Source organism: Paenibacillus sp. VTT E-133291 (assembly GCF_002264395.1).
GTDB lineage: Bacteria > Bacillota > Bacilli > Paenibacillales > Paenibacillaceae > Paenibacillus_AQ > Paenibacillus_AQ nitricinens.
In genome coordinates, this window is sequence record NZ_NFVA01000038.1 from 1 (window position 1) to 26221 (window position 26221).

The 26221-nt window shown below is 43.8% G+C and carries 20 protein-coding genes and 1 riboswitch; of the genes, 4 read left to right on the forward strand and 16 right to left on the reverse strand.

The features are described from left to right. Window positions 1–161 precede the first annotated feature (161 nt). The 8 genes from CA598_RS16070 to CA598_RS16100 form a co-directional block, all read right to left on the reverse strand. The gene (locus CA598_RS16070) at window positions 162–812 is read right to left on the reverse strand and encodes a class D sortase (protein ID WP_094877170.1); all 651 of its coding nucleotides are present in this window, start codon (window positions 810–812) and stop codon (window positions 162–164) included. A gap of 33 nt (window positions 813–845) precedes the next feature. After that, complete coding sequence (locus tag CA598_RS16075; protein ID WP_256989838.1) at window positions 846–1253, reverse strand: GtrA family protein; 408 nt, start codon at window positions 1251–1253, stop codon at window positions 846–848. Beyond that, a complete protein-coding gene (locus CA598_RS16080; RefSeq protein WP_094870685.1) occupies window positions 1240–2220 on the reverse strand; it encodes a glycosyltransferase family 2 protein in 981 nt (326 codons plus the stop codon). Before CA598_RS16080 ends, CA598_RS16075 begins: the two co-directional genes overlap by 14 nt. A gap of 100 nt (window positions 2221–2320) precedes the next feature. Then, a complete protein-coding gene (locus tag CA598_RS32970; RefSeq protein ID WP_256990520.1) occupies window positions 2321–4099 on the reverse strand; it encodes a phospholipid carrier-dependent glycosyltransferase in 1779 nt (592 codons plus the stop codon). Continuing rightward, a complete protein-coding gene (locus CA598_RS32975) occupies window positions 4096–6144 on the reverse strand; it encodes a glycosyltransferase 87 family protein (RefSeq protein ID WP_256990521.1) in 2049 nt (682 codons plus the stop codon). The genes CA598_RS32970 and CA598_RS32975 overlap by 4 nt, the downstream gene beginning before the upstream one ends. Continuing rightward, on the reverse strand, window positions 6141–8120 hold the full coding sequence (locus CA598_RS16090; protein ID WP_094877171.1) for a glycosyltransferase family 39 protein: 1980 nt from the start codon (window positions 8118–8120) through the stop codon (window positions 6141–6143). Before CA598_RS16090 ends, CA598_RS32975 begins: the two co-directional genes overlap by 4 nt. 154 nt (window positions 8121–8274) lie before the next feature. Then, window positions 8275–9675: an NCS2 family permease gene (locus CA598_RS16095; RefSeq protein ID WP_042184716.1), complete on the reverse strand. Its 1401-nt coding sequence runs from the start codon at window positions 9673–9675 to the stop codon at window positions 8275–8277. A gap of 123 nt (window positions 9676–9798) precedes the next feature. Next, a riboswitch (purine riboswitch) is annotated at window positions 9799–9898 on the reverse strand. A gap of 187 nt (window positions 9899–10085) precedes the next feature. After that, window positions 10086–10550 (reverse strand): hypothetical protein, encoded by a 465-nt coding sequence (locus CA598_RS16100; protein WP_094870687.1) that lies wholly within the window; start codon window positions 10548–10550, stop codon window positions 10086–10088. Between the two features lie 320 nt (window positions 10551–10870). Here CA598_RS16100 and CA598_RS16105 point away from each other — a divergent pair, with 320 nt between their 5' ends. Beyond that, window positions 10871–12448, forward strand: coding sequence for a carboxylesterase/lipase family protein (locus CA598_RS16105; protein ID WP_218832607.1), 1578 nt, complete (start codon window positions 10871–10873; stop codon window positions 12446–12448). A 106-nt stretch (window positions 12449–12554) separates the two neighbouring features. On the opposite strand, the gene CA598_RS16110 is transcribed toward CA598_RS16105, so the two are convergent. The 7 genes from CA598_RS16110 to CA598_RS16140 form a co-directional block, all read right to left on the reverse strand. Further along, window positions 12555–13298 (reverse strand): GntR family transcriptional regulator, encoded by a 744-nt coding sequence (locus tag CA598_RS16110; protein ID WP_094877173.1) that lies wholly within the window; start codon window positions 13296–13298, stop codon window positions 12555–12557. 128 nt (window positions 13299–13426) lie between these two features. Beyond that, window positions 13427–14605, reverse strand: coding sequence for a phosphopentomutase (gene deoB, locus CA598_RS16115; RefSeq protein WP_094870691.1), 1179 nt, complete (start codon window positions 14603–14605; stop codon window positions 13427–13429). Window positions 14606–14704: 99 nt separating this feature from the next. Next, complete coding sequence (deoD, locus tag CA598_RS16120) at window positions 14705–15421, reverse strand: purine-nucleoside phosphorylase (protein WP_094877174.1); 717 nt, start codon at window positions 15419–15421, stop codon at window positions 14705–14707. Between the two features lie 243 nt (window positions 15422–15664). Beyond that, entirely contained in the window at window positions 15665–17203 is a 1539-nt protein-coding gene (gene guaA, locus CA598_RS16125) for a glutamine-hydrolyzing GMP synthase (RefSeq protein ID WP_094877175.1), read from the reverse strand. Between the two features lie 160 nt (window positions 17204–17363). Then, the gene (locus tag CA598_RS16130) at window positions 17364–19736 is read right to left on the reverse strand and encodes a transglutaminase TgpA family protein (RefSeq protein ID WP_094877176.1); all 2373 of its coding nucleotides are present in this window, start codon (window positions 19734–19736) and stop codon (window positions 17364–17366) included. Then, window positions 19705–21051 carry a DUF58 domain-containing protein gene (locus CA598_RS16135; RefSeq protein ID WP_179283685.1) on the reverse strand — a complete coding sequence of 449 codons (1347 nt, stop codon included), beginning with the start codon at window positions 21049–21051 and terminating at the stop codon, window positions 19705–19707. Before CA598_RS16135 ends, CA598_RS16130 begins: the two co-directional genes overlap by 32 nt. A 127-nt stretch (window positions 21052–21178) precedes the next feature. Beyond that, window positions 21179–22591, reverse strand: coding sequence for a polysaccharide deacetylase family protein (locus tag CA598_RS16140; RefSeq protein WP_094877178.1), 1413 nt, complete (start codon window positions 22589–22591; stop codon window positions 21179–21181). A 107-nt stretch (window positions 22592–22698) separates the two neighbouring features. Between CA598_RS16140 and CA598_RS16145 the strand changes: the two genes are divergently transcribed. Next, a complete protein-coding gene (locus CA598_RS16145) occupies window positions 22699–23367 on the forward strand; it encodes a DedA family protein (RefSeq protein WP_094877179.1) in 669 nt (222 codons plus the stop codon). Between the two features lie 13 nt (window positions 23368–23380). On the opposite strand, the gene CA598_RS16150 is transcribed toward CA598_RS16145, so the two are convergent. Next, window positions 23381–24652, reverse strand: coding sequence for an MFS transporter (locus CA598_RS16150; protein WP_094877180.1), 1272 nt, complete (start codon window positions 24650–24652; stop codon window positions 23381–23383). 151 nt (window positions 24653–24803) lie between these two features. Between CA598_RS16150 and CA598_RS16155 the strand changes: the two genes are divergently transcribed. Together CA598_RS16155 and CA598_RS16160 are read left to right on the forward strand one after the other, a co-directional pair. Then, window positions 24804–25754 carry a helix-turn-helix transcriptional regulator gene (locus CA598_RS16155; protein WP_094877181.1) on the forward strand — a complete coding sequence of 317 codons (951 nt, stop codon included), beginning with the start codon at window positions 24804–24806 and terminating at the stop codon, window positions 25752–25754. Between the two features lie 91 nt (window positions 25755–25845). Further along, a complete protein-coding gene (locus tag CA598_RS16160) occupies window positions 25846–26157 on the forward strand; it encodes a zinc ribbon domain-containing protein (RefSeq protein WP_094870706.1) in 312 nt (103 codons plus the stop codon). The last annotated feature ends 64 nt before the right edge of the window (window positions 26158–26221 follow it).

Consider the following 26221-nt stretch of genomic DNA (forward strand, 5'->3'; position numbering starts at 1 on the left):
GCGTCCCTACCTTTCGATAGGTTTGCCGTTTATCGTGTTTAGCTTTTATAGTCTTATACTACCATATTTATCCTCGTAAACAAGAACAAAATTGCTAGATTTACTATTATTTTATAGTTATTTCTCTGTATTTGAGTTCTCTTGTTATTTCTCGTCAACGATTAGGAAAGCTTGGCATGAACAATCAAACGATGTGTAGGATCTACTAGTGGGTCACACGTAATTAGGGTAAGAATTTTATCTTTGTTATTCCCGTCTAGAACAGACACATCACTAGGAAGTACAACAGAAATATCATAAACCTCGTAATTATAAGTCTGATCGCTAGTTTTTACCGTAATCGTATCCCCAATCACAACCTCATTCAATCGGTTAAACAATCTGCCCGTAGTTCTAGCTCTATGCGCAGCTATTGCAGCGTTCCCTATTTCTCCTAATGGAGTTGTTTCTTTCATATGGGCCGCAGCATGCTTCATATTCGCTTTAGTAGCCCCTTCTAATACAGGCAGCTTCAGATCGATCTTATCGATCTCAATTAATGCGATGACTTTGCCACCCACTTCAATTTCCGGTTCCGGCTTTTCTGTTTCTTGCGGCTGTGCTTGTGCATCTAGAACGGATTCCTCCGCTAGTAGCTGAGTGACCTCGGCATATCTGCTCTTCAGATCAGGTGGTGGAGTGCTTTCAGTGGTGCTGAGTTCAGCTGATTCTAATAGCTTATCCTGCTGCCAGTCGTTATACCATTCGTTAGCTTTTGGATAGAGCATGATAAGGATCCCAGCCAGTATGAGCACGTACGAGAATTTACGCATGATTGTCACCTCCGTGTATTGATTCTCTTGATTTTAGAATACCCATTTACGACTTCCGAAGAAATTAATGATCACCGTAACAAAGGTTACTAATACCTTGGAGATCAACACTTGAATGCCTAACTTGTCAGTCAACAGATGCATTAATAGCAGCGATATCCCTAAGACCACCAGATTCAGCATGATAAACTTCAACAACTGTACCTTATCAAAACCTTCTTTTTTGCCACGATCGCGATCCCGAAAGGTTACTTTTTTATTCAAAATAAAGCTATTCGCTGTCCCTGCACTATAAGAAATCACCTGTGCCAATGCATATACCATCCCAAGTGAGTTCAGTAATGTGAAGATTACGAAATCAATGAGGGTATTTACCAGACCTACAGCATTAAATTTGAGAAACTGTATAAAAGCAGTCCGCAAGTTCTTATCTGACATCATTATAATCCTTCCGGCGATCCACTTCTTCTTCGTTACGATATCCTATGGTCTCACTGACAATATACAATGGTCTATCCTTAGACTCGTCATAAATCCGTCCAATATACTCACCGATTACACCTAGCAGCATCAGAACGATACCGTTAAAGAGCAAATTGACGCCTACAATGGAAGCCCAACCCGGAACCGTCCATGAGGTGAAAAAGATTCTTTGAAACAATACGAAGAATAAATAGAGAAAGCTGGAGAAGGAAAGAAAGAATCCGACATACGTAGCAATCTTAAGTGGCTTATGCGAAAAAGAAGTGATCCCATCCAGTGCAAAGCGAATCATTTTCTTAAGAGGATACTTAGTTTCTCCTGCAAATCGTTCTTCCCGCTCATATTCCACCATCGTCTGCTTGAAGCCGACCCAGCTCACTAAACCTCTGACATACCGATTTTTTTCCTTGAGACCCCGCAAGACATCACATACCTTACGATCAATAAGACGGAAGTCACCTGTGTCCGTAGGAATGTCTACACTTGTCATGCTGCTGAGCAACCGATAAAAGATCTTAGCCGTTACTTTTTTGAACATCGTTTCTCCACGGCGCTTCAGCCGCTTCGCGTACACAACGTCATAGCCCTCTTTCCACTTCTCGATCATTTGCAAAATGACCTCCGGTGGATCTTGAAGGTCAGCGTCAATAACAACAACCGCTTGACCTTCGGCATAGTCCATGCCAGCTGTAATTGCTACCTGATGTCCGAAATTACGCGAGAAGTCAATTAGCTTGACGCATTCATCCCGATCACTGATCTCCCGAATCATCTGGGCCGAACGATCACGACTTCCGTCATTAACGAAGACTAGCTCATAAGTATCGCCGCATTCGTCCATTACTTTTTTCAAACGTTCATAAGTAACGCTAATTACTTGCTCCTCATTGAACATGGGTACAATTACACTATATCTGGCTTTCACCTTTATTCCTCCTAAAAGCTTTATGGAGCGTTACAACTTTCTATTCCTCATAATAACGCTGTAAGCATAAACTTATTGTTATAGATATTTTGAAAAAATCTTAGAAAACCCAAGATGGGAACCAACGCAGCATATCCTTCACATAATCTCCGCTTACCTGCATCCCTGATAGGACTGGGTAGAAGGCGACAAAGAGCAGTAAAGCAACAGCCACATAGATATAACTAACATAACGAGCCTCAGGATACTTACTATCTAACAACTTCATTATATATACAATACCAAGAATCATAAAAGGCACCATAGCAAAATAATGGTAGATAAAGGTTTCCCTTGGGACAAGCATCCACGGAACATATTGTGAGAAAAATGCGATCCAGATCATATAAAGGTTCTTATCCTTGCGTTTCAGTGTAATCCACAGCGTTGCCAGCATTGCGAATATACCCGTCCACCAGATAAGCGGATTCCCCATAGTCACTATACTGCTGACCTGACCTTGCGGCAATCCTTCACTGCCACTGAAGAACCAGACGGGTCTCTTCATAAACGGCCATTGCCACCAGGAGGACGCAAAAGGATGTGTAGCTACAAGCTGACTGTGATAGTTGTACATGTTCTTTTGAGAATCAATCAAGCCTTTTATAGTAAAGCCCTCTGCGGAAGCAGATAAACCCGGAACAAAAGATAAACTATAAATAATGACCGGTATGATTACGAAGAATGCAATACAGCTAGCTAGTGTAATAATGGTATTCTTCCAGAATGAATTTACGGCTTCGCGACAAGTGCCTAGCAGTTCCTTGTCTTTGATCTTCCCTTCCGCGAGCAACCGTCCCGATGCTTGGTATTCTCTGTAGCGCTCGAAGAGCGAAATCGCTAGCATAATGGCCAGCCCAGCTCCTCCGTACAGTACAATCCATTTGGAGGCTACACCAATTCCGAAAAATAGACCGGACCAGAATAACGGAATTAGCGTTTTTCTTAAGGGCTGCCTGAAGAAATTCATAGTGTAATATCGCTGCATGAAATAAAACATTAACATGATGAAGAATACTCCGTATACATCGATCGTAGAGATTCTTGTTTGTGTGAAATGCATAAAATCCAGTGCGAACAATCCAGCTGCAAGTGCTGCATATTTGCTCTTTTTAAAGAGACGTAGTGCCATTACATAAATGAGAGGCAGCATGGCAATCCCGAACAATGTTCCGATAATACGCCAGCCGAAAGGATTGACTCCGAACAGTTCCATCCCTACTGCGATCAATAGCTTGCCTAGTGGTGGATGAGTGTTCTCATAAGGCACAATCCCGTGTGTATATTCATAAGCTGTCCGTGCATGGTAGATCTCGTCAAAATAAGTGCTATTCATAAAGTTAGAATATTCTGGGATGAGTGACTGCTCATCAAAAAGATTGGCAGGTTCTCCTCTTTTTGCGGCTGCATTAGCATCCGGTGTAACACCGGCTATAGGAAGAGGTACTCTTTCGCCTCCCTGCTCATAGAAGGCCATTTCATTTAAAGTGAACCCTGGAGATGTGACTGTAAACTTCACGTATCTTGCTGCAACGTTCAAAGGTTGGCTTTTCCAGATGAAGACATTCCCAACATCCTCGCTCACATCCAGCGGATTGCTCCAAACATCAGGAGATTCACTGAACTCAAGCTTAAACTTACCGGTACCTACACCACCGAATATATTCACTCGTTCCAATTGTTTAGTCTGTCCTAGATCTACATAGAAGCTTTCACCGCTGGCAGCTGGCTCCCACAAGGTCTCTGGAGATTTAGTAGAACCTAAATTATATAAAGCAATTGCCGCGTAAACGGCAGTAATGGCAAGAATACATATCCAATCTATACGCTTAAACTTCATCGCTTAAGTCTCCCTCCCTTCTGGTGCGGTCTTATTTGCTCGACGACTTTAAGGTCTTCCTCATATTTTTCTTCAGGTGTTGGTGGTGCTGGAAGAGGTTTTACTCCTCCACGAACATACACGTCGTAACCGATGTAGAGCATGTATAGCAATAATGACAGGTTAGCTATAGAAGTGACCAAAACGATTCCATCTGCACCTGGATTTACACCTGCATTCAGATGGGTCAACGTATAAGCTACATTGATATACTGCGTTAAGCTGAATCCAAGGAATAAGGATAAAAACCTACGATCCCGACTCGCTATATAAGTGAACATGCATAAAATAATAGCAGGGAACATATAGCGCTCATGCATTTTGGTTCCTAGCACAAAGACCACTACAATGAGCACCATACCGATAAAGTAGGATTTGGATAAATCCAAGCGATCTTTTTTGAAGGAATAAAACGCTGCTACGGCTACTGCCACTAAAATAAATATGAAGCCCCATACACGATAAGTAATGCCCAACCAGGTTAAGTCAAGGGATGACCACATGGGGTCAGTCAGTGCATACAAATTAAATGCATTCACAGAAGAATAGGGATAGGAAGATAAGGTACTCTTATACAGATTAATAAGCCCAACTAAACCACCGTTATTCCAGAAAAATGGTGCAGCAAGCAATCCGAATATACCTAATCCATACAAAGCTCCTAATCCAAGCTGCTTCCAAGCACGGTGATGATAAAAAGCAAACATCAATACCGGCGTAAATATTAACGCTTGTGGTTTGATTAATGTTGCTAATGCAAACAATATCGCGGATTGAACAAACTTTTTGTTCGCAGCGCCATGAATACTGAGCAACAGGAAAATCAAAAAGAACGAATCCGCTTGTCCCCACGCTGCTGAGTTAACGAGCACCGCCGGATTAAACAGAAACAATAGCATTAAGCCAAAAGCTATCCCTGTACCCAGTTTTTTGCGAGATATTTGATATATGATGTAACCCAGTACTAAATCAGAAATAATCGCCGGTAGTTTAAATAGTAAATTCTCTCCACCCGAATCATGGACAAAGCCAAATACGCCGCGAATAAGACTAAGCAGGTACAAAATGTACAAATAACCTGGTGGATAATCGGCAAAATACCCTTCCTCATAAAACTTGCCTGGACCTAAATCAACCATACGCTGTCCCCAAGCTATAAAGGTATTCATGTCATTCTGATAGCCTTGTGCCGTCAGACCCATCCAAACCCTTAGGATAAAAGCAACTCCGATGGCAATACTTAACCATTTGGAATAGACATTCTCTGGTTGCTTCATTAGCTTCTCACTGCGGAATGCTTTTGTATAAAGCACTGCAAAAAACACACTGAACAGTGCTGAGATCAAAAGCATCTTAGTTGGAGATACTTTATGTGGGGTATCCGCTTTTTTGCCACCCGCACCCTGATTAACTGCTGCACTATCCAGTGAGATGACATTAGCCCCTTCGGGAGCTGCATCTAATTGTTCTACAGACAAATCATCAAAATAAGCCTTACCTTGAATCAAGCTAGAATAGCCTCCCAAAGCTGCACCTATGCCGAATTCTTTCTGCTTAGGTCCTGTCTGACCTATGTATTCAAGATACTGCCACTCTCCTGCTGTATCCGTTACGCTGGGATAACCCCCACCTACTCCAACGGCAAGGATATTGGCGCCCATTCCCTCGCCTGCGGTACTTACAACTTTGATCCATCCAGAAATTTTATAATAACTGTCCGGCGTTGCCTTAATCGTCTGCACCCATTTCACATGATTGGGCTCGATATTCTCAATGACTGCCGCTTTACTACCGGAGTGGACCTCGTCCGATTGGATTGAAAGTATGCCAGAGTTGTCTCCAGAAATCCACATATCCTTAGTCCAGTTAGAAGGAGCATCCTCTCCCCCCTCCTCAAATCCAGGGTTCTGCAATAGATTTCCATCTGCATAAATGCTTGTTACAGGAAGCAAAAACAATAACAGCATCAATACAGTCACTACGGCCGTACGTGTACTCTTGATCATCGTTCCAACCTCACCTCGTCTATGTTAATCCAGCCTTTACCGCCTTTAATAAAAATTTCAGTTTGCTCATTCTGACCGATAGATACCATTGGAAGTATAAGCTCTTGATAGATCTCACTAACAGGTATTTCCGCCTCTGCCCGCACTCCCCCATTAACTCGGACGCCAACTTTTCCTTCTTCTCCTCCGGCACTAACCATTATAGCAAGCTTATATTCTCCGGGTTCTGCTATTCTGATAGATTGTGTAATCGTTTTGTCAAATCCCGGATCAAGATAGGCTAAATAACTTCCATTATAGGGATTATTGGTCGCTACACCCGTACCGGATGAGAAGCTCCAACCTGATATCCCCTCTTCAAATCCCCCATTTGTAAATTCCGAGACTTCCTCTATTACCCCAGTCTTAGCGGTCAGAACAGTATAGTTGGCAAAGCGTTTAACTGAATAATTATCGCTTTCAGCAGGAATGGGATCACCATTCCAAAAGATATATGTCGCTGCCTCTCCCGGAGCTATGCTTGAATTTCCAAATTTATATCTTCCAAAGGAAGCTACCTGCTGAAATGCACCTCCAGGATTAGAATAATTAACCGTTGCTAAGAAATCATGGGGATTGATCTGCTCATAAAAAAGGACATAAATATAGGGCATGTTAACTTTGTCTGTTACGTAAATGTCCCCGTCACTCTCTTCAGAAGCATATTGAATAGCCTCACCGAAAGATTCAAAGAAAGCTGGTCCAATCTCTTTAGGATAATCACGGAAATAAACTGTCGTGAATAGAACAAAAAATAAGCTAAAGGCTACAGCCGACAGAATTCCTAATACTTTTACTTTCTTGCTTAACCACATAAACCCTGCAACAATCAGCAAAATGATAGGATAGTAAATCACATTCATCCGATTAATATTCACGTTCGTAACAAAGGTCATCAATACCGAAACAAACAACCATAGTAAAACAACGACCCATCCCGTTCTCTCACGACCACGGCTTCGTAATGTTGTGAACATCAATACAAGTCCTATAAGAACAAAAGGTAACGCAATAGGATACGCGTATCCATAAGGTGAAATTGAATTCCAAGGTAAACCATCCGATCCGCTAATCAATATCTTCATAAATTCCCGGAAATTGCTTGATATTGTATGTAAGAGTTGACCTCCAAATATCGATGTTACTTGTTCCACACGCGGCGTCGTCAATCTCGGAATGGAGAACAAGGGAGTCGAAATCCCTTCTAACGACAATCGATTAATCATAATAAATAGGAAGATTGGGAGCGCCATTAATATAAACAGAACACCGTTCCATAGAATAGTCCGAAGCTTTAGTGCTCTTGTATAGAATAGAAGAATTCCAGTACCTAAAGCAAATATCGGGACAAAAAAATAGGAGGTTCCATAAGCATAAAGTGAAAGGGCAAGCATGATTGTAAAGCCATAAGACCATTTTGGAGTTCGAAATGATTTAAGTAACATATAAACGGAGAGCAGAATCAGAGTGGGAAGTAAATTGGATTCCAGTGCCCATCTAGACATCATAATATGCCAAGGATTAATTGCGATAAAAAACATGGCCGCAATACCAGCAGTTCTGGAAGTAAATAGCTCTTTGGAAAGAAGATAGAATACGAGCATACCCAGTAGACCCATGATTAAGCTAACAGCACGTACAGACATTGGAGTGAGTCCGAACAATAATATGAAAGGTAAAGATAAGTAAGCATAAAGTGCATTCTGTCCGCTTCCCCAAGCAATGAGATGAATAGGTAAATGAATACCATTGCGGTCTATTCCATAATGAAGAATAGCGTAAGCATCATAACCTATAGATGCCTCATCCTGATTCAAGCCACCTGGAATAGAACCAAAGTAAAGAATACGAACTACAGCCCCTAACAAAAACAATAAGAGAGGCCAAGGATTGTTCTTAAAATAAGAATACCAATTGCTAAATCTTGTGGACAACATTCATCACCTCTTCAACAATATAATCTAAATATTGGATGATGGAAAGGCAGAACCTACAACAAGTTGAACAGAAGAATACATAATCGAAAATAAAAAAACGGCCCCTTCAGTAATGAAGGAGCCCGAGATGAATTTTAGAAATACTATATATATATTAGCCTTCGCTACCAAGGAATACATAACGGAGAACGATCAGAATCGCAAGTACCCACATCATCCAGTGAATATCGTATTTCTTCTTACCCGCAAGGTTAGCTACAGAAGCAAGAATTACATAAGTTACGATACCGAAGGAAATACCGTTAGCGATATTATAAGTGAACGGCATGATAACAAGCGTAAGGAATGCTGGAATCGCAACAACCATATCTTGAAAATCAATTTGACGAATTGATTGTGCCATCAGCACACCTACGACGATCAATGCTGCGGCTGTAGCAGATCCAGGAATAAGAGCAACCACCGGAGCAAGGAACAATGCAAGCAAGAAACATACGCCAGTTGTTACAGCCGTAAGACCTGTACGTCCACCTTCAGCAACACCTGCCGCGCTTTCTACAAAAGCAGTAGTAGTCGAAGTACCCAGTGCCGCACCACCTGCTACAGCAACTGCATCGACAAACATTGCATTACCTACACGTCTATTACCTTCTTCAGGGTTATCCATAATACCTGCACGTTGAGCTGTACCTACAAGTGTACCAAATGTATCAAACAGCTCTACAAATGTGAAGGTTGCAATCGCCGAAACAATACCTGTGTGCAGGATACCATCCCAGTCAAATTGGAAGAAGTTCAATTGTGTGAAATCAGGAACCCAAGGCGTTGCCGGACTGGACAATGCGCTGAAATCAACTACGCCCATCAACATACCAGCGACAGTTGTTCCCAAGATACCGAATAAAATTGCACCTTTAACGTTCAATACCATCAGGATAGAGATTAGAAGAAGTCCGATAATTACCAATTGTACATTGGAATTCTCTAGGCTACCCATGTGAATGATAGTTTCAAAGGAAAGGACATCTGTGAAAGTGTTAGCAGGAATGTCTTTACCAGCTTCAACACCAATCGTCATGAGTCCACTGTTCTTAAGACCAAGGATCGTAATGAACATCCCGATACCCACTGTAATCGCATGTTTCAAGCTGTCAGGAATTGCAGTTAGTAAGATCTGTCGCACTCGAGTTACAGTCAGCAAGATAAAGATCAAACCGGAAATAAATACGGCTGTCAGACCCATTTGCCAAGTGAATGGATGCTCTGATGTGGCGGAAGATAGAATTACGGAAGCAAAATATGCGTTAAGTCCCATACCAGGTGCCAATGCCACTGGAAAGTTTATGAACACGCCCATTGCGATGGTGAAAATACCTGCTGCCAGCGCAGTCGCTAGAAATACAGAATACCAGCCCATATCAATACGGCCAAATGCTGTTAAAGTACTCGGATTAACCGACAAGATGTAAGCCATTGCCATGAACGTGGTCAAACCCGCCATGATTTCTGTACGAACTGTGGTGCCGTTCTCTTTCAACTTGAAAAACCGATTCAAATTGTTCTCCCCCTAAGGTATGTTGTGTCTGACAGCAACAAAAAGCCGGTATCTGATAGACACCGGCTCGAAAAAAAGAGTAGTACCCGTGACCATAGCCCTAAATCCAGGACCATGTGGGGTTGCTCTGCTCTTCTTAATCGTAGCCAGGTCATTACGGTGACCTCGTAGAAACTTCCAGGCCAATTCCCGGAAATATACGAAAGAATTATGTTGTTGTGCTCTATCATTTTAGGTGGATACCACATAAGTTGTCAATGATAAAAAGCGAACATTTTCGACTTTATTTTTTCCATTGTTCGTAAATCACACATTTCCAAGCTTTTATCTACTGTAAAACCAGCTCTAGTTATGTAGCTTATTAACTATCCAATCACTATTTGCATGGGTATATTTCCCTATAATTCTAGTTATTGATTCTTGGAGTACATATAACTATGCCAAGAATTAGCTAAATGCCCTATCGCTAAACAAACTACTGCAATACTCAAAAAAATAGATTTCCCCCAAATCGCTGCCAATCCGAATGCACATACTGGGAGAACTGCCATCGGGATCGGAATAAAAACTAAAGGGTCCCATAATAATTTAAATTGCTGCCCCTTAACTATATATCGAACCCATAGACCATAATAAACAACGATAAACAAGACGATGAAAGCAGCTATCACACCGAATTTCACATGTTGAAAGTTATCCTTTGAGATTGCAAGAATGCCGATACAACCCAATTGCCCTACTCTCTCCAAAATTGTAAAGACCGGTCCTGCATCTCGAACACCAGCAGGTGCATTCTCAGGTGGAAACTTAATCATTAGCAAACTAGGTGCAAGGATAATTAAGGCCATTAGTGTGCCGAGAAGAGAAAACCCCATGTTAATTTCTCCCTAAGATAGATTTTTCCCATTTTATCACATTCATATAAAGCAGCTATATAGCGTCTATCACATTTTTTGATAAGACTTTATCGCATAAAAATCCTATGGGATCAAATTAGCGAGGAACTCTAGAGGGCGGAATTTTGCTGCATAAGGGAATCTTGACTTTTTTATCATGAATATTTTCTTATCCTAAGACCAGACCTGCTGACCTCCGGAAAAGAAGCAAAGAATAAGGATAAAGCAGATAAGTTTCCTATATTTTTCACTATCCTTCTTTTATTATAATTGGGCTATCTTATGTAAGGGGGATTTCCATGATGACAGCAAAAAATTTCGTATGTTCCTCAACAGAACCCATTGTACAGACTAAAGCCGGAAAAATAAGAGGCTTTCAGGTCAACGGCACTTACACCTTCCACGGGATAAAGTACGCAGATGCCAAGCGCTTCCAGATGCCCACAGAAATAGCGCCTTGGGAGGGAATTAAGGATGCACTCGCTTACGGTTATGTGTCTCCCATGTTAACCCAGGATCAGCCCGTCATGGAAGTGCTGGTTCCTCACCGTTACTGGCCTATGGATGAGCATTGTCAGCATCTGAACATCTGGACCCAGAGCCTTGAACCGCAGGCCAAAAAACCTGTTATGGTATGGCTACACGGGGGCGGGTTCGCTGCTGGCTCTTCTATTGAGCAGGTAGCTTATGAAGGAGACAAGCTTAGCGAGTTCGGCGATGTGGTCGTAGTAACCTTAAATCACCGATTGAATATTCTGGGATACATGAACCTGTCTGCTTTTGGAGATAAATACGTCAATTCCGCTAATGCCGGAAATGCCGATATGGTGGCAGCTTTAAAATGGGTTCAGGAAAACATTACAGCTTTCGGCGGTGACCCGGACAATGTGACCCTCTTCGGACAGTCTGGTGGCGGTATGAAGGTATGGACACTAATGAATACTCCGGCAGCAGACGGTCTGTTCCATAAGGGCGTTATCCAGAGCGGATTAATTGATGGGTTTTTGGACACCCGGAAGACCGATAGCACTGCCATAGTAAAGGCACTGTTAGCAGAGCTTAATATGGGCGTGGCCGAAGTGGAAAAATTGGAAGCGGTTCCTTATCATCAGTTAGCTGCAGCTTATAATAAAGTTGCACCAGCGCTCGCAATGCAAGGGGAATACATTGGCGGCAATCCTATGCCTAATGAATTCTATGTAGGCGATCCTAGAGAGGTGGGCTTCACCGAACATGCGAAGACCATTCCGGTATTGATTGGTAGCGTATTTGGTGAGTTCGCTTTTGGTCCCGGTGTCCCTAACAAGCAGGACGCGACTGAGGAAGCCACCATGGAGATGCTGACTCAAAAGTATGGCAGTCATACGGAAAATCTTGTCGCACAATTTAGGGAATCGTATCCGGATAAACACTTGTCTGACCTGCAATTCTTAGATACCTTCTTCCGTATTCCAACCAAGGACTTTATTGAGAAGAAATCCGTACACGAGGAAGCGCCTACCTACTCCTACTTGTTTGCTTATGAATTTCCTTTTGAGGGCGGCAAGATAGCATGGCACTGCGCTGAGATCCCTTTCGTATTCCATAATACGAAACGTGTTCCTGTGTGCCTCATTCCGGGAGTTTCCGATCGGATGGAGGAACGTATCTGTGGTGCCTGGATAAGCTTTGCACGCTATGGCAATCCTAACATCCCTTCCCTCCCCCAGTGGCCGGCATGTAAACCGGGAGATGAGGTAACCATGATTTTTGACCGCAACTGTGCAGTAAAGCATAATTTTGACCATGCGTTGATGGATACTTTATTGAAAACGAACCCGAAGCTGCCTTTCCTCCCAAGCAATGAGGACGAAGAGGAAGGATTTATTTTGCATTAATCAATCCCCCATCGAAAAACTCTTTGATTCGGGTCAAAAAAACTCCCTTCTGTCTGCTAAATATCGCAGATAAAAGGGAGTTTTTCTAATCCATTATTATTATTGGTTAGCCTTTAGACATATTTAACTTTAAATTTGAGAACTGCTGTGGGATATAAAATTTATTATACATTAACGGATAATCTGGCTCCGTTGTGTCGTACAGGGTTTCTAGTAGTAAAAAGCACTCGTTCTGCCCCATTAATTTACCTTTCCGATCAGCTAAGTTAACGGTATGCGTATATTTAATTTCAATATTCCCATGGTTAGCATCTACGTAGGCCTTGTTCTCTAGAAAATCCAGCATTCTCTCTTTATTATCAAGATCCAAAGATAACCTCTCTACTGCTTGCATGGACATAAAAGTAAAAGCGTAAGCATGTAGCTCTCCTCCTACTCTATACAAGCGTTCTAAAGCTACAACTGCAGATGAATCTCTTCTTAATACTTGTTTGGTATGTTCCGTTTGCGGGTCCAGCCGATAATGTAAATCTACTTGGTCAAATATGCTTATATGACATTTATGCATGGGGTTGCTCAGTTTCTCTAATTGAATATCCTCTTGTTTATAAGAAGACTCAAGTACAAAGTTTCCCTTACCGCGTACATTTCTAACTAATCCATCATCTTGCAAAAGAACTAAAGCTTGCCGTAAAGTAGCGCGACTAACCCCGAGTTTTTTGGCTAAATCCGGTTCTGAAGGAAGCTGACTACCTACGAGGTATTCTCCTTTGTTAATCTGAAGAAGAAGCTCATCATATACATTGATATAAAGCGGCCGTTTCAATTTATCTAGTTTATGTGTGTTCATTCATCTGATGTCCTTTTCTCCCCATTATGACACATCGTTTTTCAAGCGACAAGGAATGTCATTCTCTGCTTCAATCACAACGTAAAAACCTCCAAACAGAAACTTTGGAGGTTTTTACGTGATATCAATTATTTAAGAAATGGCAAGAAAGACTCACCGTTGTCTGGCATATCAACATCAAAGTTATCTGCTATAGTCGCACCGATATCAGCAAAGGTATCATGCTCAGGTAATGCGCTATTGTCCTTTAATTGCTTGGAATACACTAGGACAGGAATAAACTCACGAGTATGGTCTGTACCAGGGAAGGTCGGGTCATTTCCATGGTCAGCCGTAATGATTAACAAATCATCTTCTCGGATGGAATCGAATACCTCATCTAATCGTTTATCGAATGCCTCTAATGCTCTTCCGTAGCCTTCCGGATCACGACGATGACCGTATAAAGCATCGAAATCAACTAAATTCAAAAAGCTCATTCCAGTGAAGTCTTTCTTAATTACATCAAGCAGTTTATCCATACCATCCATATTGTCTTTTGTACGAATGGATTCTGTAACGCCTTCACCATCGAAAATATCATTGATTTTACCAATGGCGATGACATCATAACCTCCGTCTTGCAAGCTATTCATAACGGTTTTATGAAATGGCTTTAAGGCATAGTCATGACGATTAGAGGTTCTCGTAAATTTCCCAGGTTCGCCTAGATAAGGTCTAGCGATGATACGACCAATTAAATAGGCAGGGTCTTTAGTAATTTCCCGAACCTTTTCACAAATATCATATAACTCTTCTAAAGGAATGATTTCTTCATGAGCTGCAATTTGGAGAACCGGATCAGCAGAAGTATAGACGATCAGATCCCCTGTTTTCATTTGATGTTCGCCATATTCATCAAGAATAGCCGTTCCACTTGCAGGCTTATTCGCTACTACTTTTCGGCCAGTGATGTCCTCAATCTGTTTAATTAATTCGTCCGGAAATCCATTTGGATATACATTAAAGGGTTGATCAATATTTAAACCCATGATTTCCCAATGACCTGTCATTGTATCTTTCCCGACTGATTTTTCCTGTAGTTTAGTATAATAAGCAAGTGGTTTCTCAGCTTTCGGAACTCCCAAAATTTCTTCAATATTAGATAGACCTAATTTGGCTAGGTTCGGCAGATTTAATCCGTTCATATGTTCTGCAATATGTAGTAGGGTATGGGAACCCACATCGTTAAATTGATCCGCATCTTTTCCTTCTCCAATGCCTACTGAATCCATGACGATCAAATGTACACGTTTAAATTTCTTCATTTTTACGCTCATCCTTTATCTAGTAGTATGACCCTCTGATTTCCGACCTAACAAAACCCCAAATAAAATCATTGCTAAAGCTGAAGTGAAGGAGGTCATTTATGCTAATTCTAATGCGATCTCCATCATTTTAGTAAATGCAGTTTGGCGTTCCTCCGGAGTGGTCTTTGCTCCTGTAATAAGATGATCACTCACGGTTAGAATGCATAACGCCTTTACACGTGCTTGGATAGCGTTCCAGTAGAGTGCTACAGATTCCATTTCAACGGCCAAAATCCCTACATCTTGCCACTTTTTATTAGCTGCCTGATCCGCGTTATAAAATATTTCACTAGATAAAATATTACCGATATGAACCTTTTGTCCTTGATTATCCGCTATTTTCTTCGCTTTCTCCAATAGCTCATAGGAAGCCGTCAACGGATATTGTCCAGGTAAATTAAATTGATGACCGTAATTGGAGTCCGTTGCAGCTCCCATACCGAAAATCACATCGTATAATTCAATGTTTTCTTGCATGGCTCCACAGGTACCAATTCTGATTAAATTCTTAACTCCAAATACATTGATTAATTCCCAAGAATAAATCCCCATGCTCGCTGGACCCATTCCCGTACCCATTACAGAGACTTTCTTGCCTTTATACGTCCCGGTATATCCTAACATGCCTCTTACCTCGTTAAAGCACTGGTAATCTTCTAAAAAGGTTTCCGCTATAAATTTTGCTCTTAAAGGGTCTCCAGGCAACAGAATCGATTCAGCGATCTCTACTCCGTTTGGTTTAATATGAGGTGTTTCTTTGGTAGTAGTCATCATTTTGATTGGCTCCTTTAGTAGAAAATGTATTTATTTATCTTGTCTATTTTTTAGACAAGTACAATTTATCATAACTTTTAGACGGTTGCAAGCCCTTTCAATTAAACGTATTCATGAAGGATTTATGAAAAACGAACGGTGTCTCCATAACAATTATTAACTTGGAAAATAAAAAAACTCCCTTTATTTGCTAATCGCGCAAATAAAAGAGAGTTTTTTTTGAAATCTATTGTTGCTCAGATCCTATTCCCACTCAATCGTTGCAGGTGGTTTCGAAGTTACATCGTACACGATACGGTTTACGTTCTCTACTTCGTTGACGATACGTACAGAGATTTTCTCAAGCACATCCCACGGAATACGTGCCCAGTCAGCCGTCATGCCGTCGATGGAAGTTACTGCACGAATACCTACGGTGTAAGAATACGTACGAGCATCACCCATAACCCCTACACTCTTCATGTTCGGCAATGCGGTGAAGTACTGCCAAATTTCACGGTCTAAACCTGCTTTGGCAATTTCCTCACGTAAAATGAAATCAGAGTCACGCACAATAGTAAGCTTCTCCTCTGTCACTTCACCCAGTACACGGATAGCAAGTCCCGGACCTGGGAAAGGCTGACGCCAAACAATAGCACGCGGCATTCCTAGCTCTTCACCCAATTTACGAACCTCATCCTTGAATAAGGTATTCAAGGGCTCGATCAAGCTGAATTTCATATCTTCCGGCAAACCGCCTACATTGTGATGGGATTTAATGGTTTGAGCTGTAGCCGTTCCGCTCTCAACGATATCCGTATATAACGTACCTTGTGCCAGGAATGCGAAATCTCCGAGCTTGGCCGATTCTTCGTCAAAGCAGTAAATGAACTCATTACCAATGATTTTACGCTTTTGTTCTGGATCTTCAACGCCTGCAAGCTTGCTCATGAAGCGCTCGCGTGCATCGATTTTCACAACATGAATATCGAATTTACCGACGAAGGTCTCCATAACACTTTCCGCTTCACCTTTGCGCAGAAGGCCATGATCAATAAACATACAAGTCAATTGGTCACCGATTGCACGGTGAATAAGCATTGCAACTACGGATGAATCTACGCCACCGCTAAGTGCGCAGAGTACTTTTTTATCTCCGACTTGGTTACGGATATCTTGAATGGCTTCATCGATAAATGATTCCATTGTCCATTTTCCGTCGCAACCACAAACTTCGTACAAGAAGTTCGAGATCATCTCATTACCATGTACAGAGTGACGCACTTCTGGGTGGAATTGAACGGCGAACAATTTGCGCTCGTCATTGCTCATTGCCGCGATTGGCGCACTTTCAGTTCCTGCATCCAGCTTGAAGCCTGTTGGAAGTTCAACTACATGGTCTCCGTGGCTCATCCATACCGTCTGACGGCTCTCTAGCCCAGCAACTAATGCAGTACCTTCTTCAAAATCAATATCGGCTTTACCATATTCACGTTTAGCGGAGCGTTCCACTTTACCGTCAAGTTGGTGAGCCATTAGCTGCATACCATAGCAAATACCGAAGATAGGTACTCCTAAATCATAGATCGCTGGATCTACATGTGGAGCATCTTCAGCATATACACTGCTAGGGCCACCAGAGAAGACAATCCCTTTAGGTGCAAGTGCTTTGATCTTGTCTACTGGCGTATTGTACGGCAAAAGTTCGCTGTATACTCCCAGGTCCCGAATTCTGCGCGCGATAAGTTGGTTGTATTGTCCCCCAAAATCGAGAACGACGATAATTTCATTTGGCTTATTCATTACGAGCCTCCCTTGATTATTGGATTCATTATACTCATGGTTAATTCTCATCGTCAAGGAAAGGGGAACACACTTCTCATAATTGGAGAGCGCTGAACTTTATGAAGCACATTCCTTTCCATGGAAGGAATTGTATTGCAGTAACAGCTGTTCTGACCGATTAAGTTAGCCGGAAGGTGATGATCAGGCATTCACGTATAAACGCAGACGCATCATGAGTAGTAAGCTCGCTGATCTCTGCAGGTGATGCTGGCGCCGCAGACATTGCAGGGATTGCAGATATCATAGACCTTGCTGACATTGTAGGCTTTTCGTTCGCGGGATCGGCCGCGACGAAGGCTGGAGCCGCGGGCGCGTACGCCAGGGTCTCCCACTGGCGTACGAACTGCCGAACAGCTTCGCTTAGTCCGGCATCGTAAATCTGCAGGGAGTCCACATACTCCCTGCCAGTGACACCGGGCGGCGGCGGTCCATACCGCTCCGCCAGCCCGTGCCAAGCTAGAGAGGCAGCTCGCAGCTGCCTCTCGCGGCTCATGCTGCTGGTGCTGCGCGCGGCCAGCAGCAGAGCCAGGCTACGCCGCCAGCGCCAAGCGGCGGCGGGAAGCAGCGCCGCGGCAGCGAGCGGCGCGGCGGAGGTCCCGCCCGCCAGCGGCAGGGCGGGCAGGCCCGCACTTCGCGCAGCTTGCGGCGCGAGCGAGGCTGCCGCAGGCAGCGCCGGCGCGGCGAAGCCTGCGGCAAGAGCGGGGCCAGGCGTTGGGTCGAATGTGACCCAACCGGCGCCGGCGAAATAGACCTCCACCCAAGCATGGGCATCGCCCTGGGTGACTAAATACTTCGCCGGCATAGCATCGTCCTGCAAGGTCCCAGGCCCAAAGCCTTGGACATAGCGAGCTGGAATCCCCGCACTGCGCAGCAGAATGGTCATAGCTGTTGCAAAATGTACACAGTAACCCTGCTTTGTCTCAAATAAAAAGTGATCCACAAAATCAGATCCGGATGGTGGAACCGTTGTGTTCAACGTATAGGAATACCCACTCTGTAAGTAATCCTTAATGGACGTTACAGCGTCATAGCGATTACCAGAAGCTGTAAGCTTCTCCGCCAGATCTCTCACTCGAGCAGGTAACAAATCTGGCAATTGCAAATACTTGCCCTTAATTTCCTGTGGATCGTCACTATTTATACCACGAAGTAGCACAGGGTCACTCTCAGGAAGTAAAGACTTCACTGTATACTCTGTAATTCGTGCAGATCCTATCGAATCCGGCAGACGAAAACTCTCCCTGTCCATATTAGCCAAAACATATCCCAGTCTACTGCCGTTCGATAGACCCACCGACTCAACATCAATTATTATTCCCGCATTGAATAAAGGAATTCCCTCAGAGGAAGGCGTAACAAATTGAATCTGCTGCTGAAGTACTCGTTTGCTCTTATCATCGCTTAGCGCCGAGGGAGGATTCTTTGCAAGGCCAGACAGATTAAGCGGCATAAACTCTTCGCCCCCCCTAATCCATCGGCGGCCATCATAGTAAGCAATACTCTCACCTCGCCAGTATGTACGCTCGCTAGTAATAGCGGTAAAGACAGGTTCAGTATTACGGGATAACGGGGCACCGAGTTCACCGTCATTCGAACTATACCCTGTTGTTCCTGAAGCACTAGACGCCTTATCTTCTGGCAAATGCCCTGAAGCCCAAGTCTGCAAATTCTGAAATGCCGATTGCAGCGTAAGCTCGCTCGTTGGTCTTGCCCCCAATAGCTGCCCACCGAACCAAGCTGTTACCATCACGACAATGGCTGCCGCCAAAGTCAGCCCTCCCCAACGCGCATAAGGCAGTGTGGTAACTCCCTCACGTTCTCGAAGACGCAGGAGGCCACTCATCGCATGCATCCAAAAGATAAGACCCATTGATATCACAATATCCATTGTGGTATTGACTTTGAAGCCCATATCCAAGACCAGCAAGTAAATGATTGTAACTGCTGTGAATAGCACTGTACTCCCCCGGAAGAGTGCAAGCTGCTGTACTGAGGATACCAATAGCCCCCAACCAACAATCAATATCAAAAGCCTGCTGATCTCGCTTAACTGAGAGACATGTCCAGAGAGAAGCAGAATGAGATCATTCGGAATTTCGTCCGCATAAATCCCTAGCCACCCTATACCTTCGCCTCCACTGCATAAGTAAAACCACGCTGAAACAGTAATAAAAAATTGAATACTTAGCAGTAGCCACCCCGGAATCTGAAATATCCCCCATAACAGCAACACTGCCGCCAATACCATTAGAACTTGTAGCATCTTGGAGGTATCTTCTAATAAAGCAGACCTATATAAAGGGAGTAACCATTCAATAAATAGCCCCATAATGGCCAAAGAGAACAGCAAACGATAGTACAGAGGCACTTTTCTCTGCTTACCGGCATGTCTGTTCTCTATTTGCCCCAAATTGAACTGAAAGCCATTCATAGCCAGTTCTGTATCACCCGATTTTCCCTTACCGTAGTGTTGGTTTTCCGGATGATTCATGGAACTCTACCTCCCTGAATCTGAATGCTGGCAATGCATCATCCAGACAAAACATTCGTGCTCCAAGACGAGCTAAACTATCTCCGACAGTTCCCCTTCCAAGATGGCGAGCCTCCCCTGGCTTCGGTGCTGATTGGTCCCAAGCATAATAAAGCTCCACCTTCACACCTTGCATCAAGAACTTGGCAATCACCTTGGCAGATTCCTCTTCTAGTCGTCCCGTAATAATGGCTACTGTCATCCCCGGAATCCAGCCTCGGGAAGCATCATCAAGCAGCAGCGACAGGTTTCTAGTGCCGTCCAGGGAAATTTCAGTCAGAATATCCAGTACTCTCCCTGGGATTTTGCCCAGACCTTCATGTCTAGCCATCCCTTCTGGCCAACCGCCGCTAAACAACTGAACATAAGCACCTGAACGCTCAGCGGAGAGCATCAGCCCCATCGCTGTCGACACCGCTTTCTCAAATGCCGGAGGTGAATCGTCACGGCTTCCACGAGGTTTAAGCGCATCTGTAGGAATCTCGTAGCTGGGCGGGTCATTAGCCAATACGATACAGGTCATTCTTGCCTTTTCCCGCTCTGGAACTTTGCTCTGCAGCGCTCCCGTTCTTGCACTATTCTTCCAATGAATTCGGCTAAGTGGATCACCTGGCTCATAATCCCTGGATTCCAAAGCCTCATCACTGATGCTTCTTCCCCGTCGGGAATACAAGGTGTCACCCGTCATAAAACCGCTATCGGGTACAGCTCCCCCAAAATATAAAGGCGCTGGCAGCACCTTGAAACTCTGGCCTCCATCCGGTTCAGATCTTCCCGTGAACCATCCCGGAAAATCTCCCCAAGTTACTCTACAGCCCAGTAGATGATGATTGCCGCGAGATAAATTTTCAATCGTGTATGTGTATGAAAAAGAACGTTTGAATCCAGGAAATAGCAGCTTCTGATGATGGCTATCACCCCAATAATCGGCAATCGCCATCCAAGGGAGAGGCAACCGAGAAGAGAAGCTCAGCTGTACCTTCACATGAAGTGTATTTCCAGCCATAGGTCTCGATGGAGTAATCGTGCGAACTAGCTTAATCGTCCGTGGACCCGAGAGCTGAAGCATAAGTCCACCGAGCATAATAACTCCAACAACGATCAGGAGAAACAGCAAAGACGGGCCTCCTCGCCAAACATATAAAGCACCTATAATTCCAGCCACAGTTAGCATCCTCAACCATTCCATCAGAGCACTTCGGCTACGCGGATAAGAGAAGCTTTTGACACTTCCGGCATCTTTCTTCAGTTGATCAATTAGTGTTGAAGAGGACAATGGGACACCCATCCTTTGGTCATAGACTTGTTCCCAGCTCAGGAACTTATTACTATCTATTCTTCCCATGAAAAAGGGTGCCCAGACATTTGTTTTTTCTTTTTACTAGACAGCCTCAACTCTTCCTTCAGAATGTTTTTACTCGGCGTTCTACTTCAGTAACGCTTATATTAGTCGGAGGATGGCCTGTTGTCTCCAGCAGTTCTCGTAGCGATACCCAGATCGATCCACCAATCATTTCTACCCTCGCATCGATTGTCTTTTGGCCGTTATCAGGATGGTTTAGAATCAATTGTTTGTTCATTACATCGGCAATAACCGCTTTCCCGTTCCAATCTATTTCTCCGCTTCGGCTATTCACATCCCAGCTAACTTGCCCTCCAAGCCGTTCAATTACAGCACGAAGTGGAACCATATACTGTCCATTTCGCACGGAATATTCCCCGGGATTCAGCTTCGTCTCCAGCTTTCCGACCTCAAGAACCAATGGCTTTCCAGGTGCAAAGAGCTCTGCATTCGGTGTGATATTTGAGGCGACCCAAGCTTCTGAGGGCTTTTTCCGCCCCAAATTAGCGGCTTTGGAAGAGACTCTAAATTGTACCGGTTCTACCGTTTCATCCAATAGGCCAAAGTCGTATCCAGCCGCCTTATAGCGTGCAATAATGTCCGGCAGCGCTTTGACGCTCTCTTGATGACCGCCCCCGTCATGTAACAGCAAAATAACCTGGGAAGACTTCATATCCATTGTGGATTCCTTCAAAATTTCTGAAGCTGGCACGCCTTTCCGTTTAGAATCGCCGCTATCCACCGTCCAATCCATCACCTTATAACCTGCTTGCTTCAATAAATTGAAGTAGGTATTATCAAAATGATCATAGGTTCCGCCTGGGGCGCGGATAAGCTGTGGACGAACCCCTGTAATCCCCTGAACAATCTCTTCAGTCTGTTTAATTTGATTCCAAAATTCCGTGAATCCACTATATAAATCATGGTAATTATGATTATAGGTATGATTGCCAATGGCATGGCCCTGTTCCCATATGGAATCGATGAGCTCAGGATGGCTTTTCGCTTGATTACCAAGGACAAAAAAGGTTGCCTTCACACCTTCCTGATGTAAAATTTCAAGTACATTGAAGGTGTTATCGCTAGGTCCGTCGTCAAATGTAATATAGACTGTTTTTTTAGATTTTTTGGCTGCTGTGATTACAGAACTCGTTGCCGAAACCTTGGATATTTTATCTACCCCATTAGCTTGAGGGAGTTGAGTCACAGTAAGGGCCGCACTTGAAGAGGAGTGCACTTCCGGAGATGCAGAAGCGAGGGGTTCTACTGCAGATGGCAAATCTTGCATCGCCGCTGCGGTAAGCTTATTCTTAACAGATACAGACTCCGCGCTAGCGGGCTGCAAGGATTGGAGCTCCCATGAATTCAAGTTTTTCCCTATACTCCATCCGAGCATAACGATGAATATCACAACCATAACGAGCAATCCGCTTATCAACTTTCGGCGGCTGTGTGCGCTTTTATTACCCTTCATCTTCTCTACCTCCAGCATTCTATTGGCTTAAAAGCCATTTGGTAGATTGTATGAAGACAAGCTGTAAAATAGAATAAGGCAACTGCCTCTTGGAGAGTGACAATCTTATGGAAATGCTGAGTTTTATACAAGATTTATTCACCAAATATGGATATAGCGTATTATTCTTTGGATTACTTCTCGAGTTCGTTGCCCTACCCTTTCCCGGTGAGACCACTATGGCGTTTGCCGGTTTCCTTTCCTATACCGGGAGACTTGATTTCTTTACGCTAATTGTAGTTGCTTTTGCAGGCACCACAGCTGGGATGACCCTCACCTATTTTGTCGGATTAAAAGCCGGTATGCCCTTTATCCAGCGATATGGCAAATGGTTTCTATTCTCACCTACTAAGCTAGAAAAAACACAGAAATGGTTTGAGAAATACGGAAGCTTTCTAATTTTTATCGGTTATTTCATTCCAGGGGTACGGCACTTCACTGGTTATTTTGCTGGTATAATCGCGCTTCCCTTCCGTAAATTTGCCCTATATGCTTATAGTGGAGCCGTATTCTGGGTAGTACTGTTTCTTAGCATCGGAAAGGTGTTTGGTCCACAGTGGATGGGCATCTTCCATTTGTTTGAGTCATATGCGCTTTGGATTATTTCTGGTGGTGCAGGAATAGCAGCTCTTGTGATCATTTACCGCTACCGCAAAAGCATCCACGCCCGTCTTTTCCCTCGCAAAGCTGCCACACAGATTCAGGCGCAGATTAAGAAACCTTCCAAGGGGCGGTGATTTACCGCTCTTTTTAAGCGCGCTGAGTCTCCTTCTTCTTGCTGCGTACAAACGTATACCCTGCCAGCAATATAGCAATCCCAGAAAACCCTGCTCCCCCTGCAAAACCCAGTGTACGAGGATCCACCCATTCTAATAACCAGCCCGCGAGCAGCATAGATAATCCTAGCAGCGTATTTCCCACTGCTGACAGCAGTCCAAAAATAACAGGTTGCATAGTGGACGGCGTCTCTCGCATAACCAGTGTATCCAGACAGGCATTCCCCGTCCCTCCGGCAAAAGATAACAGAATATATAGCAGAAAAGCGATCACAAAATGATTGCTAATACTGATGCTCATCAGCAGTAATCCTTCAATCATGAGCCCAACAATCGCAACAATCAGCAGCCCTTTTGTTACATATCGCCCAGCAAAAAAACTGAGACTAAGCCCGATTCCGAGCGCTGCGTAAAAAGCCCCTACTCCTATATCTCCCGCTTGAAACTCCTGTACTGCATACACACTAATCAGCACATTATCCAGACCATTCAGCATCGGAACAAGCAGCTCATACCCAAAAATAACCTGTAACGTGATACTCCCGCTGATTATAATCCACAGCGCATGCATTTTATTTGTCTTTTGCTGACGGTCCACTTTAGTTTTGATTTTTTCAGGAGAGTCTATCTTTCTCTTATCTTCATTCACCCTATTAGTATTTTGTGGAAGATCAATACCGTAGATTAAGCGCGCTGCGACCAGAAAGGATATTGCATTCATTACGAAGGCTGCCTTTGGGCCGAACCACATCGAAACGATCCCCCCACTCAATGCACCCAATATAAGTACACAGCCACTCATAAGCTGCTCTAGTCCATTAACCGTCAACAAAGAGTTTTTGGTCACCAACAAAGGAATGGAGGATTTACGAACAGGACTGTAGATCGCTTCCCCCGCCGCCAGTAAAAAACTCGCCATATATAGCAGCCATAGCTTATCTTCTCCATCTACCCACAAAAAGGTTAGCGCAACCGGAACCCTAAGTACATCCGTAGCGATCATAATGTATTTACGAGGGAATTTGCTGCCAAGTACACCTCCAAGCGGTGCCAGAAACAAATAAGGAAGCAGCCGTACACCTAGCGATATCCCCACAGCCATCCCTGACCCCGTTAATTGCAGCACCAATGCCAGCACGGCAACACTAGTAAAACGATCACCGATGCCATTGATTAGCCCGGCTGTGAACAGACGTGAATATCCCTTTTGAGCTTTAAAAATTGCAATAGCTGTTTGGTGACCCATTATCGTAAACCTCGCTTCATCTATTTATATAACTATCTAATTAGATATTAATCGAATTAATACATTATGACAATGCTTTATCTTCAAGAATTTGCTAAGATGTAGTACATCATTACATAACGAAATTATCCGAAAAGGAGGGCTCCACCTTTTGAAAATTGATCGATTGCTCTCTATCGTCATTCTACTAATGAACCGGCGCCTCATTCAGGCGAAGGAGCTCGCCGACATGTTCGAAGTGTCCGTGCGCACCATTTATCGTGATATTGAAAGCATTAATGGGGCGGGAATTCCTATCGTCACCTATCAGGGATCGGGTGGTGGTATCGGACTTATGGAAGGCTACCGGTTAGACCGCAATGTATTGACCGACCGCGAGCTGGCTGATATTTTCTCCGCTCTGCAAAGCGTCTCCTCTTATGGCGGAACTGAACACACTCTGCTCATGGAGAAGATCAGTAGCGTAATCCCGCCCTCACAGACCGCAGCTTTCCGAAGCAAAACGACCCAGCTTATCATCGATTTCTCTCCTTGGGGGCTTCAGCCTATCCTAGAAGAGAAGATCGCAACTTTAAAAGAGGCGCTGGAAGAAAACAGAACTGTGGCCTTTGATTATGTCAATGCCGAGGGACAATCCAGTCAGCGTTCTGTCGAGCCCTATACTTTAGTCTTAAAAGGACAAGCATGGTACTTGTATGGTTACTGTCTGCAACGCCAGGATTTCAGATTATTCAAGCTGCATCGTATGAAAGGACTCATTAAAGAAAAGCGGGAATTCATAAGAGAAGATAGGGACATGCATGAGCTGCCTTGGAGCACTGATTATCAGCGGGTGACTTCAGCCTCAGTAGTGTCTCCAATCCTTCTGCACTTCTCAGCTGAAGGGAGACATCTTGCGGAAGATCGCTTTGACTCCACTGAGCTTCAGCCGGACGGACATGGTGGGTATAACGTGTCCATCCATTATCCCGAGGACGGATGGCTCTATGGTTTCTTGCTCAGCTTCGGAACGGCTTTAGAAGTGCTAGAGCCGGAACATATTCGTCAGAAGCTTGGTGAGTTGGCTCTTGGGGTTGCCAAAAAATATGCAACCTCGCTTTAAACCTGACGGTATGTCGTCAGATTCATAGTTCTATAATGTACTTAAAGCGATTGCTCATAAGCTTCGCGTACTTTTAAAAGGAGTGCTGTATATGGAACAAGAGCATGTAAGACAAGTTCAAGATGAGCCGAAATTTTGTCAAAGCTGTGGGATGCCTATGCCTACGGAAGATTTACTTGGAACGAACAAGGAAGGCCAAAAAATCGAGGATTATTGTGTATATTGCTACGAAGATGGAGCATTTAAACAGCCTGACATTACGCTGCAAGAAATGTCTGACATTTGTACAGGCTACTTGGTTCAAGAAGGAATGGACGAGGATGTCGCCCGCAAATTACTCGCCGAACAGCTGCCTCATCTGAAACGGTGGAGAGGTGTAGCCAGCTCTCCTTCAACGAACTAATAATCAGCACAAAAAAGCGGACCAGGTGAATTCTTGGTCCGCTTTTTATAGGCAGTTCGTCTAT

Excerpts from the sequence above, each read along its gene's own strand:
- CA598_RS16070 (WP_094877170.1), bottom strand. The coding sequence starts at position 812 with ATGCGTAAATTCTCGTACGTGCTCATACTGGCTGGGATCCTTATCATG.
- CA598_RS16075 (WP_256989838.1), bottom strand. The coding sequence starts at position 1,253 with ATGATGTCAGATAAGAACTTGCGGACTGCTTTTATACAGTTTCTCAAA.
- CA598_RS32970 (WP_256990520.1), bottom strand. The coding sequence starts at position 4,099 with ATGAAGTTTAAGCGTATAGATTGGATATGTATTCTTGCCATTACTGCC.
- CA598_RS32975 (WP_256990521.1), bottom strand. The coding sequence starts at position 6,144 with ATGATCAAGAGTACACGTACGGCCGTAGTGACTGTATTGATGCTGTTA.
- CA598_RS16090 (WP_094877171.1), bottom strand. The coding sequence starts at position 8,120 with ATGTTGTCCACAAGATTTAGCAATTGGTATTCTTATTTTAAGAACAAT.
- CA598_RS16100 (WP_094870687.1), bottom strand. The coding sequence starts at position 10,550 with ATGGGGTTTTCTCTTCTCGGCACACTAATGGCCTTAATTATCCTTGCA.
- CA598_RS16105 (WP_218832607.1), top strand. The coding sequence starts at position 10,871 with ATGATGACAGCAAAAAATTTCGTATGTTCCTCAACAGAACCCATTGTA.
- CA598_RS16110 (WP_094877173.1), bottom strand. The coding sequence starts at position 13,298 with ATGAACACACATAAACTAGATAAATTGAAACGGCCGCTTTATATCAAT.
- deoB (WP_094870691.1), bottom strand. The coding sequence starts at position 14,605 with ATGAAGAAATTTAAACGTGTACATTTGATCGTCATGGATTCAGTAGGC.
- deoD (WP_094877174.1), bottom strand. The coding sequence starts at position 15,421 with ATGATGACTACTACCAAAGAAACACCTCATATTAAACCAAACGGAGTA.
- guaA (WP_094877175.1), bottom strand. The coding sequence starts at position 17,203 with ATGAATAAGCCAAATGAAATTATCGTCGTTCTCGATTTTGGGGGACAA.
- CA598_RS16130 (WP_094877176.1), bottom strand. The coding sequence starts at position 19,736 with ATGAATCATCCGGAAAACCAACACTACGGTAAGGGAAAATCGGGTGAT.
- CA598_RS16140 (WP_094877178.1), bottom strand. The coding sequence starts at position 22,591 with ATGAAGGGTAATAAAAGCGCACACAGCCGCCGAAAGTTGATAAGCGGA.
- CA598_RS16145 (WP_094877179.1), top strand. The coding sequence starts at position 22,699 with ATGGAAATGCTGAGTTTTATACAAGATTTATTCACCAAATATGGATAT.
- CA598_RS16150 (WP_094877180.1), bottom strand. The coding sequence starts at position 24,652 with ATGGGTCACCAAACAGCTATTGCAATTTTTAAAGCTCAAAAGGGATAT.
- CA598_RS16160 (WP_094870706.1), top strand. The coding sequence starts at position 25,846 with ATGGAACAAGAGCATGTAAGACAAGTTCAAGATGAGCCGAAATTTTGT.